This window comes from Amycolatopsis sp. NPDC045836 (assembly GCF_056431745.1).
This window is the reverse complement of sequence record NZ_JBWKKF010000010.1, coordinates 291,816-305,966: the sequence shown is the minus strand read 5'-3', so window position 1 is coordinate 305,966 and position 14,151 is coordinate 291,816. Positions and strand designations below refer to the sequence as shown.

Annotated in this window: 13 protein-coding genes and 1 pseudogene; 7 read left to right on the top strand and 7 right to left on the bottom strand. The window is 72.1% G+C overall.

The window, feature by feature from the left end:
- Positions 1–15: 15 nt before the first annotated feature.
- The 3 genes from AC07EG_RS21560 to AC07EG_RS21550 all read right to left on the bottom strand — a co-directional run bounded on the left by AC07EG_RS21560 (position 16) and on the right by AC07EG_RS21550 (position 3,270).
- Positions 16–1,341, bottom strand: a complete 1,326-nt coding sequence (locus AC07EG_RS21560) for an enolase C-terminal domain-like protein (protein ID WP_478254921.1) — start codon at positions 1,339–1,341, stop codon at positions 16–18.
- Positions 1,338–2,255 (bottom strand): 5-dehydro-4-deoxyglucarate dehydratase, encoded by a 918-nt coding sequence (gene kdgD, locus AC07EG_RS21555; RefSeq protein ID WP_478254920.1) that lies wholly within the window; start codon positions 2,253–2,255, stop codon positions 1,338–1,340. The genes AC07EG_RS21560 and kdgD overlap by 4 nt, the downstream gene beginning before the upstream one ends.
- A 121-nt stretch (positions 2,256–2,376) precedes the next feature.
- Complete coding sequence (locus AC07EG_RS21550; protein WP_478254919.1) at positions 2,377–3,270, bottom strand: LysR substrate-binding domain-containing protein; 894 nt, start codon at positions 3,268–3,270, stop codon at positions 2,377–2,379.
- 474 nt (positions 3,271–3,744) lie between these two features.
- On the opposite strand from AC07EG_RS21550, the gene AC07EG_RS21545 reads away from it, so the two are divergent.
- The 4 genes from AC07EG_RS21545 (at position 3,745) to AC07EG_RS21530 (ending at position 7,736) form a co-directional block, all read left to right on the top strand.
- Entirely contained in the window at positions 3,745–4,686 is a 942-nt protein-coding gene (locus tag AC07EG_RS21545; protein WP_478254918.1) for a GlxA family transcriptional regulator, read from the top strand.
- Positions 4,687–4,748: 62 nt separating this feature from the next.
- Positions 4,749–5,099, top strand: coding sequence for a DoxX family protein (locus AC07EG_RS21540; protein WP_478254917.1), 351 nt, complete (start codon positions 4,749–4,751; stop codon positions 5,097–5,099).
- A 109-nt stretch (positions 5,100–5,208) separates the two neighbouring features.
- On the top strand, positions 5,209–6,984 hold the full coding sequence (locus AC07EG_RS21535; RefSeq protein WP_478254916.1) for a pectate lyase: 1,776 nt from the start codon (positions 5,209–5,211) through the stop codon (positions 6,982–6,984).
- Positions 6,985–7,034: 50 nt separating this feature from the next.
- A complete protein-coding gene (locus AC07EG_RS21530; protein ID WP_478254915.1) occupies positions 7,035–7,736 on the top strand; it encodes a DUF6882 domain-containing protein in 702 nt (233 codons plus the stop codon).
- Here the strand turns inward: AC07EG_RS21530 and AC07EG_RS21525 are convergent.
- The gene (locus AC07EG_RS21525) at positions 7,681–9,756 is read right to left on the bottom strand and encodes an MMPL family transporter (RefSeq protein WP_478254914.1); all 2,076 of its coding nucleotides are present in this window, start codon (positions 9,754–9,756) and stop codon (positions 7,681–7,683) included. The genes AC07EG_RS21530 and AC07EG_RS21525 overlap by 56 nt on opposite strands.
- Before the next feature lie 101 nt (positions 9,757–9,857).
- Between AC07EG_RS21525 and AC07EG_RS21520 the strand changes: the two genes are divergently transcribed.
- The gene (locus AC07EG_RS21520) at positions 9,858–10,373 is read left to right on the top strand and encodes a MarR family winged helix-turn-helix transcriptional regulator (protein ID WP_478254913.1); all 516 of its coding nucleotides are present in this window, start codon (positions 9,858–9,860) and stop codon (positions 10,371–10,373) included.
- A 44-nt stretch (positions 10,374–10,417) separates the two neighbouring features.
- The gene (locus AC07EG_RS21515) at positions 10,418–11,725 is read left to right on the top strand and encodes an MFS transporter (protein WP_478254912.1); all 1,308 of its coding nucleotides are present in this window, start codon (positions 10,418–10,420) and stop codon (positions 11,723–11,725) included.
- Here the strand turns inward: AC07EG_RS21515 and AC07EG_RS21510 are convergent, their stop codons facing one another.
- From AC07EG_RS21510 to AC07EG_RS21500, 3 genes are read right to left on the bottom strand one after another with little or no spacing between them, the layout of a single operon-like run.
- Positions 11,726–12,643, bottom strand: coding sequence for a hypothetical protein (locus tag AC07EG_RS21510; RefSeq protein ID WP_478254911.1), 918 nt, complete (start codon positions 12,641–12,643; stop codon positions 11,726–11,728).
- Between the two features lie 3 nt (positions 12,644–12,646).
- Positions 12,647–13,099 carry a hypothetical protein gene (locus AC07EG_RS21505; RefSeq protein WP_478254910.1) on the bottom strand — a complete coding sequence of 151 codons (453 nt, stop codon included), beginning with the start codon at positions 13,097–13,099 and terminating at the stop codon, positions 12,647–12,649.
- 18 nt (positions 13,100–13,117) lie between these two features.
- A complete protein-coding gene (locus AC07EG_RS21500) occupies positions 13,118–13,648 on the bottom strand; it encodes a hypothetical protein (RefSeq protein WP_478254909.1) in 531 nt (176 codons plus the stop codon).
- Positions 13,649–13,811: 163 nt separating this feature from the next.
- Here AC07EG_RS21500 and AC07EG_RS21495 point away from each other — a divergent pair.
- Positions 13,812–14,036 (top strand): annotated as a pseudogene (locus tag AC07EG_RS21495) (FAD-binding oxidoreductase); the annotation flags it as partial.
- Positions 14,037–14,151: the final 115 nt, after the last annotated feature.

The following is a 14,151-nucleotide window of genomic DNA, read 5'->3' as shown; positions in this document are numbered from 1 at the left end:
CCTTCGTCGGCGTGGTCAGCGGACCAGGCAGGGCCGCTTCGGGTCGAACCGCCAGCCGGGCACCAGGTGGCGCATGGCCACCGCGTCGTCGCGGGCGCCGAGCCCGTGCTCGCGGTACAGCTCGTGCGCGGCGGCCAGCGCGTCGCGGTCGAGTTCGACGCCCAGGCCGGGTGCACCGGGCACGGCGACCGCGCCACCGGCGATGCGTGGCGGGTGGCGGGTCAGCGCCTGCCCGTCCTGCCAGATCCAGTGGGTGTCCAGCGCGGTGATCGGCCCGGGAGCGGCGGCCCCGGCGTGGGTGAACATGGCCAGCGAGATGTCGAAGTGGTTGTTCGAGTGCGAACCCCAGGTCAGTCCGGAGTCGGCGCAGAGCTGGGCCACCCGGACCGACCCCCGCAGCGTCCAGAAGTGCGGATCGGCCAGCGGGATGTCCACCGCGTCGGCCCGCAGCGCGTGGGTCAGCTGCCGCCAGTCGGTGGCGATCATGTTCGTCGCGGTGCGCAGGCCGGTGGCGCGGCGGAACTCCGCCATCACCTCGCGGCCGGAGAAGCCGCCTTCGGCACCGACCGGGTCTTCGGCGTAGGCGAGCACGCCGTGCAGGTCGCGGCACAGCGCCACCGCCTCGCCGAGCGCCCACGCGCCGTTCGGGTCGAGCGTGATCCGGGCGTCCGGGAAGCGCTCGGCCAGCGCGCGCACGGCCTCGACCTCCTGCTCGGCGGGGAACACGCCACCTTTGAGCTTGAAGTCGGCGAACCCGTACCGCTGCTGGGCGGCTTCAGCCAGCTTGACCACGGCCTCGGGGGTCAGCGCCGGCTCCCGGCGCAGCTCCGCCCAGTCGTCGGCGGGGTTTTCCTCGGTCACGTAAGGAAGATCGGTGCGCTCCCGGTCGCCGATGTAGAACAGGTAACCGAGCATCGGCACCGAATCGCGCTGCTGCCCGTCGCCGAGCAGTTCGGCCACCGGTACCCCGAGGTACTGGCCGTGCAGGTCCAGCAACGCCGATTCCAGCGCGGTCACCGCGTGCACGGTGGTGCGCAGGTCGAAGGTCTGGAGGCCGCGGCCACCGGCGTCGCGGTCGGCGAAGGTGGCTGCGACCGTGCGCAGCAGCGTGGCGAACCGCGCGACCGGCTGCCCGGTGAGCACCGCGCCCGCCTCTTCGATGGTCTGCCGGATCGCCTCACCGCCGGGCACCTCGCCGAGACCGGTGCGGCCGTCGGTGTCGGTCACGATCGCCACGTTGCGGGTGAAGAACGGGCCGTGCGCACCACTGAGGTTCAACAGCATGCTGTCGTGCCCGGCGACCGGGACCACCTCGACCCCGGCGACGGCGGGCCCGCTCATCGCGCGGCCTTCTCGACCAGCGTGGTCAGCTCGGCCAGTTCGGCTTCGGTGAGATCGGTCAGCGGGGGCCGCACCCGGCCGCCGTTCCGGCCGACCGCGGTCAGCCCGGCCTTGATGATCGAGACGGCGTAACCCTTCGACCGGTCCCGGAGGTCGAGGTAGGGCAGCACGAATTCGGACAGCTTGCGGTAGACGGCGGTCCGGTCCTGGGCGCGGACCGCGGCGTAGAAGTCCATCGCGAACCCGGGCACGAAGTTGTACAGCGCCGAGGAGTAGGTGGACACGCCGAGTTGCAGCAGCGGCAGGGCGAAGGTTTCCGCGGTGGGCAGCCCGCCGATGTGGACCAGCCGGTCGCCGACCCTGGCGTAGGTCCGCGTCATCCGCTCGATGTCACCGACGCCGTCCTTCAGCCCGATCAGGTTCGGATTGCGCTCGGCGGCTTCGGCGACGGTGGTGTCGGACAGCACGGCGTTGGCGCGGCTGTAGACCACCACGCCGAGCCGGGTGGCCCGGCACACCGCGGTGATGTGCTCGACGAGCCCGCGTTGCGAAGCCTCGGTCAGGTACGGCGGGAACAGCAGGATTCCGGACGCCCCAGCGGCTTCGGCTGCCTCGGCCTGCGCCACCGAGACCGCGGTCGCGCCGGTGGCCGGGGCGAGCACCGGGATGGCGCCGGCCACCTCACCGACGGCCGCGCGGACCACCTGGTCGATTTCGGCCGCGGTCAGGGAAAAGCCCTCGCCGGTGCCGCCTGCGGCGAACAACCCGGCCGCGCCGCAGCTCGCCTGCCAGGCCAGGTGCTCGCGGTAACGCGGCTCGTCGAAGTTCAACTCCGCGTCGAAGTGGGTGACGGGGAAGGACAGCAGCCCGGAGGCGAGCTGGTCGGCCAGGGCGTCGGGCTGCATCGGCGTCACGGTGTCTGGTTCCCTCGGTTCCGGTGGCTCCGCGTTGTGGTGCGGCGGTCCCGGTCACCGTAGGTACCGAAGTCGATGCTTGTCCAAGTGTTGTTTCGCATAGCTTGATACCCGCCGGGCATCACGTGAGCGGGGTGACCTCCTTCAGCACCGCCAGCGCCCGCCACAGCGCGGGATTCGGGGAGTCGCGCCGCCACAGCAGGTGCAGCTCGGCCGGTTGGGGGACCGCGGTGGCCAGCCGGACGAAGCCGACCCCGGCGATGGACAGCCGGGCCGCCGAAGCGGGCACGAAGGCGATGCCGCGCCCGGCCGCCACCAGCCACAGCATGGTCAGCACCTGGCTGACCGTGTGCACGGTGTTCTGGTGCGCGATCGGCACGATGCCGACCACCAGGTCGTAGAAGTAGCGGGCCTCGGTGGGGGAGTGCATGATCACCGGCTCGTCGGCCACGTCGGCGGCGGTGACCTCCCGGCCCAGTCCGAGCAGCAGGTGCCCGGTGGGCGCGGCGACCAGCATCGCCTCGCGGTGCAGCAGGTGCGAGCTGAACGTCTTGTGGTCGAACGGCGGCCGTGCGAGCCCCAGGTCGATCTCCTCGTTGCGCAGCCCGGCCACCTGCTCGCGGGTGACCATCTCCCCGAGGTCCACGTCGACCTCGGGCAGTTCCGCGCTGAGCCGGTTGAGCAGGCGCCCGAGCACACCGTAGGTCGAGGCCGCGGTGAAGCCGATGCGCACCATGCCGGTCGAGCCCGACGACACCCGGCGCGCCAGTTCGGGGGCGGCGTCGGCCAGCGACAGCAGCCGCCGCGCCTCCAGCAGGAACACCTCGCCCGCCGCGGTCAGCTCCACGCGGCGGTTGTCGCGGACCAGCAGCTGGGCGCCCACCGCGCGTTCGAGCTTCTGGATCTGGCGGCTCAGCGGCGGCTGGGTCATCTTCAGCCGCGCCGCCGCCCGCCCGAAGTGCAGCTCCTCGGCGACGGCGACGAATCCCCGCAGCTGTTCCAGGGTGAACGTCATGCAGCGAAGGTATCAATCCATGCCGTGTCGACTTTGGACAGACATCGGCGTCCGCGATGGGCACGGCCCGGCCTCGGGCTGGTTCTGGCCGCCACGCTCACCGCGTGCGGCGGCACACCGTGGAGAACAGGCGATCGACCTCGCCGATTACGAGGTGGGCACCGCACCGGGGACGCCAGCGAGCAGATCCTGGCGGGCAGCTCAAGCCGATCGGGTCCAATTACCGGAGCACCACCGACAACTACGAGTGGGGCAGCCACCGCCCGCGGTTCGGCCTGTACCCAGTGGACGCCCTCACCGATCCGGCGCTGACCCGCCGTCCGACCGAGGCCGTGCCCGCCTACCGGGAGACGGTCGCGGGCGCCGGGGTGCCGTCGGGTCACCTGCCGAAGCGGCGGCCCGCCTGGTGCGCCTTCGCCGACCTGAGCACCTGCTCCGGACCGGTACCGGTGCACGCCTGGCTAACCTGGCCGCATGCACACGGTGGCCGTTCTCGCGCTGGACGGGGTCGTTCCGTTCGACCTGTCGACGCCGATCGAGGTGTTCACCCGCACCCGGCTGCCCGGCGGTGACCCCGCCTACGAGGTGCGCGTGTGCGGAGCCGCGCCGAGCATCGACGCGGGGGCGTTCACCCTGCAACCGCGGTGGGGCCTGGACGGGCTGGCCGGTGCGGGCACGGTCATCGTGCCGGGGTGCGAGGAGCCGGCCGAGGTGCCGCTGGAAGTGCTCGACGCCCTCCGGCAGGCCGCGGCGCGGGGTGCGCGCCTCGCCTCGATCTGCGCGGGAGCGCTGGTGCTCGCCCGGACCGGCCTGCTCGACGGTCAGCGGGCCACCACCCACTGGGCGTGCGCGGCGGCCCTCGCCGCCGGTCACCCGGCGATCGAGGTCGATCCGGACGTGCTGTACGTGGACAACGGTCAGTTCCTCACCTCGGCCGGGGCGTCGGCCGGGCTGGACCTCTGCCTGCACCTGATCCGCCGCGACCACGGCTCCGCCGTCGCGGCCGATGCGGCCCGGCTGTCGGTGATGCCGCTGGAACGCGAGGGCGGGCAGGCGCAGTTCGTCGTGCACGAGCAGCCACCGACACCACGCGGTTCGATGCTGGAACCGCTGCTCCGCTGGATGGAGGAGAACTCCGCCGACGACCTGTCGCTGGACGACATCGCCGCTCACGCCGGGATGAGCGCCCGTACGCTCAACCGCCGGTTCCGCGAGCAGACCGGCACCACGCCGGTGCAGTGGCTGCTGCGTGCACGGATCCGCCGGGCGCAGCAGCTGCTCGAAGCCACTGCGCACCCGGTCGACCGCATCGCCGGGGAAGTCGGTTTCGGCTCGCCGACGGCGTTCCGCGACCGGTTCAAGCGGGTCGTCGGCATCAGCCCGAAGACCTATCGCGCGGCGTTCCAGGGCGCCTGAGTCACCTTCGCCGCGGCCGGGCCGTCAGGGGAGCAGAGCCCCCTCCACGGCAAGGAGATCCCGTGACCCTCGCGTTCTACCTGATCACCGGCACCACCGTCGCGATCAACCTGTTCTTCGCCGTCGCCGACTACCTGCGGGCCGATTTCGTGCTGGCCAACTCCGGCAAGGTCGACGTGCCGCCGTCGTGGTTGCCGCTGCTCGGCACCGCCAAGCTGGCCGGCGCGCTCGGCCTGGCCGCGGGCCTGCTCGGCCTGCGCGCCCTCGGCGTCGCGGCCGGGGTGGGGCTGGTGCTGTTCTTCACCGGCGCGGTGCTGGCGCACTTGCGGGCCCGCGTGCTGGGCTCGCTGCCGTTCCCGGCCGGCCTCCTCGCGCTCAGCGGGGCGTCGCTGGTGCTCACCCTCGTTCACTGAGCGGACAAGTGATTGACGGGGAGGGCTCACCCGGCCAAGCTGTCGTTTACAAATGTGGACATTGTTCACATATATGAATTCAACCGGTCGCGGGAAGGGTCTTTCGGGCATGGGCATCACGCGTCGTCAGTTCGGTTTCCTCACCACGGCGGTGCCCGTGGTCACGCTCGCCGCCGGCCCACCGGCCACCGCCGCACCCGTTCCCGGCGTGCTCGCCGCGATGCGCCGGGCCGCGGTGTTCTTCGACGAGCACCTGTCGCACCGCGGTGGTTACGTCTGGAGCTACCTGCCCGACCTCTCCCGCACCTGGGGCGAGATGGCGGCTGAGCGCACCATGTGCTGGGTGCAGCCGCCGGGCACGCCGTCGGTCGGGCACAGCCTGCTCGACGCCTACCACGCCACCGGCGACGAGGTGTTCTGGCGCGCCGCCGAACGCACCGGCCTCGCCCTGGCCGAGGTGCAGCTGCCCGGCGGCGGCTGGAACTACGTGCACGACTTCGCCGGTGAGCACCACCTGCGCCGGTGGTACGAAACGGTCGGCGCCGGCGGCTGGCGGCTCGAGGAGTTCCAGCACTACTACGGCAACGCCACCTTCGACGACGCCGGGACCGCCACCGCCGCGCAGCTGATCCTGCGGCTGTACCTGGAGCGGCGCGACCCCCGCTTCCGGGCGGCGCTCGACCGGGTCCTGCGGTTCCTGCTGAAGGCCCAGCTCAAGGGCGGCATCACCGACGGCGGCTGGCCCCAGCGCTTCCCCCGCGTGCCCCGAGCCGTCTCGGACACCCCGTGGCCGGAGGTGCTGCCGCCGTGGCTGCCCGCCGATGTCCGGCACGGCATGGAGGACGGCGACTACACCGGTCACGTCACCTTCAACGACGACGTGCTCGGGGAGAACATCAAGTTCCTGCTGATGTGCCTGACCACGCTGGGCAAGACCGAACTGGCCGAACCGGTCCGCCGGGCGATGGGCTGCCTGCGGCGGCTCCAGCAGCCGGGACCGCAGGCGGGCTGGGGCCTGCAGCACCTGGCCCGCGCGGCGGGTGGCCGTCCGGCGGGGGCACCGGCGGGGGCGCGTTCCTACGAGCCGAGGGCGCTGGCCACCCACACCACGCAGACCAACGTGCAGCAGCTGTTCCACTACTTCCGGCTCACCGGCGACCGGTCCTGCCTGGACGGTGTGCCGTCCGCGCTGGCGTGGCTGGACAGCTGCCGGCTCACCGCCGAGCAGCTGGGGGAGAACCCGCTGCTGGCCGGGCGGACGCACCCGACCTTCGTCGAGCTGGGCACCAACCGGGCGCGGTTCGTGCACCGCTTCGGGTCGAACGTGCGCAACGGCGCGTACTACTCCGACTACGACCACCGGGCCACGCTCAGCCACTACTCCGGCGGCCGCTCGGTCGACACCACCGCGCTGCGGAAGACCTACGACGAGCTGATGGCGCTCACCCCGCGCGAAGTCGCCGACCTGAAGGGCCGGTCCCCGCTGGGCGGTGGGGCGATCCCGCTGCCGGGGTACTTCTCGCTGCGCGACCTCCAGCTGACCGACCTGTTCCGCGACGCCCCGCTCCCGCTCCCGGTCGTCTCGGACGCCGACGCCACCGCACTGGTCGGCAAGCTCGGTGGCAACGACTACTGGCTCACCGCTTCGGAGGCCACCACGAACCCGTACCGCGGCCCGGCACCGTCCACCCCGTACCCCGGCAAGGCGTACATGAGCAAGCACGTGGGGGACCTGTTCGACACGTCGCCGTACGACCCGGCGAGCCCGCCGGAGGAGCCGCCGTACCAGCCGCAGGAGCGGCCGCTGGTGATCAGCACGAGCACCTTCGTGGCGAACATGGGCAAGCTGATCGCGTGGAGTGCCTCCGGCAACCGCAGTACGTGATCGCCGGAAAACACCCCTCTGGCGGTTGCGGACTCGCTAGGCTCCGCGCCATGCCCACGTTTCTCCAGTTGCAGGACGACGCCGCCCTGCTCTCCTTCGAACACCAGCTGCACCTGTCCGAGCGGGTCGGTGAGCACTCCTGGCACGTCGACCTGGCGCAGCCGCGGTTCGACTTCGCCGGCGAGACGCCGCTGACCTGCGACCGCGTGCACCTGCTCGGCAGCGCCGCGCCCGGCCCGCGCTCCTGGCTGTGGAGCTGGGCCAACCCGTTCGGCTACCGCCCCGAGGTGCTGGAGATCGCGTTGCGCGCCAAGGAGTTCGGCGAACGGCACGGCATCGCCGAACTGAGCGAACCGGAGATCCCGTTCGACGCGCTGCCCGGTTCGCCCGCCGACCCGGCGCACGTCGCCTCGCTGATGATGGAGGCCGCCAAGGCCGCCACCGGGTGCTGGTCCGGTTACCAGGGCCCGACCGGCGGTGGCACCAGGGCCGGTTTCCTGCTGGAGCACCCGGAGCTGAGCCTGCCGGCGGCGACCTCGGCGCGGACCATGCGCGTGCTCCAGCAGGGCGTGATGGAGCTGACCCTGCACGACCACCGCCGCGCGTTCGGCTCCTACGCGGTGAACCGCGGGCTGGAGGTCTCCGGTGACGACCAGCTGTGGATCACCGGCCCGGACTTCCGGATCGGCGTGGAGTTCAACGAGCAGAACCTGATGACGAAGATGTCCGCCCAGCTGGGCGTGCCCGGCTGAGGGCGTCGATCCGGGCGGGCCACCAGATGCGCCCGCCCAGATCGGCGGCCAGCGCGGGCACCAGCAGCGACCGCACGACCAGCGTGTCCAGCAGCACGCCGAAGGCCACGATGAAGGCGATCTGCGCGAGGAACAGGATCGGCAGCACGGCCAGCGCGGAGAAGGTGGCCGCGAGCACCACCCCCGCCGAGGTGATCACCCCGCCGGTGAGGGTGAGCCCGCGCAGCGTGCCTTCCCGCGTGCCGAGCCGCTTGGCCTCCTCGCGGACCCGGGTCATCAGGAAGATGTTGTAGTCGATCCCGAGCGCGACCAGGAAGACGAAACCGAACAGCGGCACCACCGGATCGGCGCCGGGGAAGTCCAGCACGTGGTTGAACACCAGTGCCGAAACCCCCAGCGTGGTGGCGAACGAGAGCACCACGGTGGTGATCAGCAGCAGCGGCGCCAGCAGGGAGCGCAGCAGCAGGGCGAGCACCAGGAAGATCACGCCCAGCACGATCGGGATGATCACCAGCCGGTCGCGTTCGGCGGTCAGCCGCGTGTCGAGCTGGGTCGCGGTCGGGCCGCCGACCTTGGCCTCCGCTCCGTCGACCGCGTGCACGGCCGCGCGCAGGCGCTCGACGGTGGCGGTGGCCGCCGCCGAGTCCGGCGGATCGGTGAGGGTGGCCTCGATCTCGGTCAGCGGTCCCGACGGCTGGGCACGCAGGTCGGCCACGCCCGGTACCCTGGCGGCCGCTTCGACCGCGGGTGCCTGCGCGGTGTTCGCGATGATCACCGTGGGGGAGCCGGTGCCGCCGGGGAAGTGCCGCGAGAGGACCTCCTGCCCGGCCACCGAATCCACCGGGGTGAGGAAGACCTCGGACTGCGCGGTGCCGGAAGCCTTGAGCTGCGGCAGGAACGCGGCACCGCCGAGCAGCACCAGCACGGTGACGATCCAGATGGTCCGCGGTGCCCGGGAGATCCAGCCCGGAACCCGGCCCCACACGCCGCCGGTCTCCGGGTGCGGTGAGCCGAGCGCGGGCCGGAACGGCCAGAACGAGGTGCGCCCGCAGAGCGCGAGGACCGCGGGCAGGAAGGTGATCGTGGTCAGCAGCGCGGCACCGATGCCGATCGCCGCGACCGGGCCGAGCCCCTTGTTCGAGTTGAGGTCGCTGAGCAGCAGGCACAGCACGCCGAGGATGACCGTGCCCGCGGACGCGGTGATCGGCTCGATGGTGGCGCGCCAGGCCGAGCGCAGCGCGGTGTGCTGGTCGGCGGTGTCGCGCAGCTCCTCGCGGTAGCGCGCGACCAGCAGCAGCGCGTAGTCGGTGGCGGCGCCGAAGACCAGGATGAACAGGATGCCCTGGCTCTGGCCGTTCAGCGCGAGCACGTCGTGGTCGGCGAGCAGGTACACGGTCAGGTTGGCCAGGCCGAGCGCGAACACCGCCGAGAGCAGCACCAGGAACGGCAGGATCGGGCTGCGGTAGACGATCACCAGGATGAGCGCCACCACCGCCCCGGCGACCAGGAGCAGGAGGCCGTCGATGCCGCCGAACGCCTCGCCGAGGTCCGCCGCCTGCGCGGCCGGGCCGGTGACCAGCACGGTCAGCCCCTCCGGCACGCCGGTGCCGACCGCTTCACGCAGTGCGGCCACCCCTTCGGACGGGTCGGTGCCCGGGTCGAGCAGCACGACCACGCGGGCGGCCTGGTTGTCCCGCGGGGCCGGCAGCAGCGGCGACGCCCCGGCCTGCCCGCGGGTCCGCTCGGTGACGAACTGCCGGTCGGCCTCGGTCAGCCCGCTGGTCCGCTCGGCCACGACGATCGCCGGGATCGCCTGCGCCCCGCCGAGCCGCCGTTGCAGTTCGGCGACCTCGGTGGCCTCGGCCGAGGCGGGCAGGAAGGCGGCGGAGTCGTTCTCGGCGACCTCGGCGAGCTTGCCGGCGTAGGGCCCGCTCACCGCGCCGAGCGCGAGCCAGCCCACCACCAGCAGGGCGGGCAGCAGCCACCGCAGGCGGGACCGGACGGGTGAATCGGCGATCATGGAGGGATGTCCTCAGCTACTATTTCGGCAAACGGATATTTCGATGTTCGAAACACTAGGCCGGGTTCCGGTGCGCGGCAACTCGGAGGGGTGGCGCGGGCGTGAGCGAGGCCGCTGACCAGCCGGGGACCGGCGATGAGGTGCTGATCACCCTGGTCCGGCAGCTGACCGTGGAATCCGACCGCTTCGCCGAGATGTTCGGTGAGGCCCACGGCCTGCACCGCACCGACCTGAACGCCCTCGCGGTCATCATGGACGCGGCCCGGCGGGGCGCGCCGATGAGCCCGAGCCAGCTCGCGGCGGCGCTGCACCTGAGCGCTTCGGCCACGACTTCGGTGCTGGACCGGCTGGAGCGGGCCGGGCACCTGCACCGGGACCGGAGCGCGACCGATCGCCGGAAGGTGGAACTGCGCATGCACGAGCGCGCGCGAGAGGTGGGTGCGGCCTTCTTCCTGCCGTTGGGGGAGCGGTTTTCCGCGGTGTGGCAGGACTTCGACGAGGAGGAACGGCGGACCGTCGCGCGCTTCCTGACGCGGACGATCGAGGCCACCACCGAGGTTCGTGGCAGGCTGACCGACGCGCGGAACCCCTTGCCCGGCGGCCCCGGATCCGTATAGTCCGTAGGCCCGGTTCGACCGGCCCACCGGACAACGGAGTTCGCATGGCACATCCGGCAGCGCCCGCCCGGCGCTCGCGCGAGGAGCGGAAGGTGCTGGCCAGCACGCTGGCGGGCACCACCATCGAGTGGTACGACTTCTTCATCTACGCCCAGGCGGCGAGCCTGGTGCTCGCGCCGCTGTTCCTGGCGCCGGTCAGCCAGGCCGCGCCGGGGCTGGCCACGGTGATCTCACTGGCCACCATCGGCATCAGCTTCCTGTTCCGGCCGCTCGGCGCGATCGTCGCCGGTCGCTACGGGGACCGGCTCGGCCGCAAGAAGATGCTGGTGCTGACCCTGGTGCTGATGGGCGCGGCCACCGCGTTGATCGGCGCGCTGCCCACCTACGCCGACATCGGCGTGACCGCCCCGGTCGTGCTGATCGTGCTGCGCATCGTGCAGGGCTTCTCGGCGGGCGGGGAGTGGGGCGGGGCCGCGCTGATGTCCGTCGAGCACGCACCCGACGGCCGCCGCGGGCTGTTCGGCGCCTATCCGCAGGTGGGCGTGCCGGTCGGGCTGATCCTGGCCACCGGGGTGCTGTGGCTGATGACCACGGTGACCACCCCCGCCCAGTTCCAGTCCTGGGGCTGGCGGGTGCCGTTCCTGTTCTCCGTGGTGCTGATCGCGCTCGGTTACGCGATCCGGCGCGCGGTCGAGGAGAGCCCGGTCTTCCGGGAAATGCTGCGGCGCCGCCAGGAGTCCTCGGCGCCGCTGCGGGACCTGTTCCGCCGCAACACCAAGCAGGTGGTGCTCACCGCGCTGATCTTCGTCGCCAACAACGCCGCCGGGTACCTGGTGATCGCCTACTTCATCGCTTACGGCACCGGCACGCTCAAGCTGTCGCGGCCGTCGGTGCTGCTGGCCATCGTGGTCGGTTCGACCGGCTGGCTGGTCTTCACCCTCTACGGCGGCGCGCTGTCGGACCGGATCGGCCGCGTCCGCACCTTCCAGCTCGGTTACGCGCTGGTCTTCGCCTGGATGATCCCGCTGTTCCTGCTCATCGGCACCAGGAACATCTGGTTGTTCGGCGGCTCGATCTTCGTGCTGACCATCGGGCTCGGCCTGTCCTACGGCCCGATGTCGGCGATGTACGCCGAGCTGTTCCCCACCTCGGTGCGGTACTCCGGGGTGTCCATCGGGTACGCGCTCGGGGCCATCCTCGGCGGGGCGTTCGCGCCGACGATCGCCGAACTGCTGGTGCAGAACACCGGCTGGGCGCCTTCGGTGGGCCTCTACATCATGGTGCTCTGCGTGCTCTCGTTCGCCGCGGTGTCGGTGGCCGGGGAGACCAGGGGCAACGATCTGCGGGCCTGATCAGCACCCCGGCGGGGGCGCCGACTTCGCCGTGGCGAACTCCACGCGCAGCTTGTCCGTGCGCGGCACCACGAACGCGGTGCCGCGCGACGGACGCCAGTCCGACGGCAGGAGCACGTACTGCCCGCCGGACTGCAGCAGCAGTTTCAGGCCGGTGTAGCGGAACTTGTACGCGCTGTCCGGCTGGGCGCAAGCGTCCTCCCGCACCCCTTCGGCGACGAGGTGCAGGCTCTGCGCGCTGAACAGCGTCGCCGCCGGTTTCGACGCCAGCCCGGCCGCTTCCTCATACGCCGAGCGGGCGCTGGCCACCTGCGCGTAGTCCGCGACCGCCCAGAACAGGCCGAAACCCACCAGCACGTAGGTGAACACCCATTCGGCCACGGACAACTTGGACCGCCTCGTCCCGGTCCTCGCCCCCAGCCGGTGCCAGGCCCCGGCCAGCAGCACCACCCCGGCCGCCAGCGCGAGGCCGGGCAACCCGGTGAGCTTCCGGAAGGGGCCCGGGTCGGCGAGCACCGGCACGGTGAGTCCGATGAGGACGGTGCCGAGCACCCCGGCGGCCGGGGTGCTCACCCGCAGCAGCCGGTCCCACGCGGTGTCGGACAGGCGGTGCCGCAGCGTCCGGACGGCGCCGAGCAGGAACAGGCCCGCCCCGGCCGCCGCCCCGATCGGCAGCAGCAGCCCGTTGACCCCGCGGCCGAAGATCTCGTCCGCGGTCTGGCCCAGCAGCGTGTAGTGCACCCGGAAGTAGCTGAAGTACGTCTGCGTGTAGAGCAGGCCGAAGAAGTACAGCAGCGCGGTCAGCAGGGTGACGTTCGCGGCCACCGAGGCGAGCACCTTGACCGCGCGGCCGGTGCGCGGTTCCTCGGCGGGCGCCGGTGGCCGCGGCCGCAGGCGGTGGTGCCGCGGGGGCGCCACGGCTCAGCCCGCCGACGGGGGTGCGGCGGACTCACCGGTCCCCGGCTGCTTCGACTCCGGCGCCTTGGGCGCGTCGGATTCCGGTTCGCCGGTGGGCAACTCGTCTTTTGTGCACTTCCTCGCCTTCACGGTGACCTGGCCACCGGCCCGTACCGGTGAGGGTCCCGCGGAAGCGACGCAGTTCCCGTCGCCGCTGATCTTCACCTTGATCCCGCAGAGCTTCGGCCCGCACCGCTCGGCCAGCTGCTGCTCCATTCCCGCTTTGACCTCCTGCGGGGTGCTGCCCGGGCCGATCTGATTGTTGTCGTAGTCGACGAGTTCGTTCGGGATGTCCGGTGGGGTGCCGGTCTCCTCGCCGCCGCCGACCCCGGGTGGGTCCTGCGCCGGACCGGGTGCGCCGCAGGCGGTGAGGAGCAGGCAGGCGCCGATCACCCCGGCGATCCAGTTCCTTCTCATGGCTTCCCCTCGAAGCGGTCAGCCCGCCGAAGGCGGTGCGGCTGATTCGTCGGTGCCCGGTTCCTCCGATTCCGGCTCCGCGGATTCGGATTCGAGGTCCGGGCGCTCGCCGTCGGCACAGGTCTTCGTTTTCACGGTGATCCGGCCGCCCGGCTGCACCGGCTGGGGGGTCACCGAATCGACGCAGTCCTTGCCGCCGGTGATCACCACCTTGACCCCGCACAGCTTCGGGCCGCACTTGCCGGCCAGCTGGCCCTCCATGTCGGCCTTGACGTCCTCCGGGCTGCGGCCGCCGCCGGTGCGCGTGTTGTCGTAGCCGATGGGGCCCTTCGGGACGTCCGGCGGATCGTCCGCCTGCTCGTTGCCGTCACCGGAGTCGGTCGAGCCGTCACCGCCGCTGTCACCGCTGGTGTCGCTGCCGGGGTGGCCGGTGGTCACTTCGACGGTGTTGCCCACCGGCGGGTCCTCCGCCGGATCGGGTGCGCCGCAGGCGGCCAGGGCCAGGCAGGCGGCGGCGATGGTGGTGGTGGCACCGTTGGTCCAGTTCATCGCATTCACTTCCCCTCATCTGGGAGGACGTCCGAGCGGAGCGGCCTGATACACCAGGAGCCCGTTCGGAGCAACCCCCGTGGACGAGGTGCCCACCGCCACCGGTGAACCGTGGTGGATTCCCCCATCGGCTTCGGCCGGCCGGACGTGCGAACTTGGCCGGATGCGTGCTCTGGTGGACGACCTGCGCCGGGACCTCCCGGCGGACCGGCTGGTGCTGGACCCCGGCCTGATCAGCGGATTCGGGCACGACGAGGCGGAGTGGGCACCGCACGGCACGCCCTGCGCGGTGGTCCGGCCGCGCACCGCCGAGGAGGTGCAGGTGGTGGTGCGGGCGGGCGTGCGGCACCGGGTGCCGGTGGTGCCGCGGGGCGCGGGCACGGGCCTGTCCGGCGGGGCCAACGCTCCCGCAGCTCGTCCGCCCGCCGCAGGGTGGCGTTCGCCGCGCGGAGTTCGTCGGCCGACCGGCGGTGTCGCTCGAACAACCCGGCGTTGTGCAGCGC

Excerpts from the sequence above, each read along its gene's own strand:
- AC07EG_RS21560 (WP_478254921.1), bottom strand. The coding sequence starts at position 1,341 with ATGAGCGGGCCCGCCGTCGCCGGGGTCGAGGTGGTCCCGGTCGCCGGG.
- AC07EG_RS21550 (WP_478254919.1), bottom strand. The coding sequence starts at position 3,270 with ATGACGTTCACCCTGGAACAGCTGCGGGGATTCGTCGCCGTCGCCGAG.
- AC07EG_RS21545 (WP_478254918.1), top strand. The coding sequence starts at position 3,745 with ATGCACACGGTGGCCGTTCTCGCGCTGGACGGGGTCGTTCCGTTCGAC.
- AC07EG_RS21535 (WP_478254916.1), top strand. The coding sequence starts at position 5,209 with ATGGGCATCACGCGTCGTCAGTTCGGTTTCCTCACCACGGCGGTGCCC.
- AC07EG_RS21530 (WP_478254915.1), top strand. The coding sequence starts at position 7,035 with ATGCCCACGTTTCTCCAGTTGCAGGACGACGCCGCCCTGCTCTCCTTC.
- AC07EG_RS21525 (WP_478254914.1), bottom strand. The coding sequence starts at position 9,756 with ATGATCGCCGATTCACCCGTCCGGTCCCGCCTGCGGTGGCTGCTGCCC.
- AC07EG_RS21515 (WP_478254912.1), top strand. The coding sequence starts at position 10,418 with ATGGCACATCCGGCAGCGCCCGCCCGGCGCTCGCGCGAGGAGCGGAAG.
- AC07EG_RS21505 (WP_478254910.1), bottom strand. The coding sequence starts at position 13,099 with ATGAGAAGGAACTGGATCGCCGGGGTGATCGGCGCCTGCCTGCTCCTC.
- AC07EG_RS21500 (WP_478254909.1), bottom strand. The coding sequence starts at position 13,648 with ATGAACTGGACCAACGGTGCCACCACCACCATCGCCGCCGCCTGCCTG.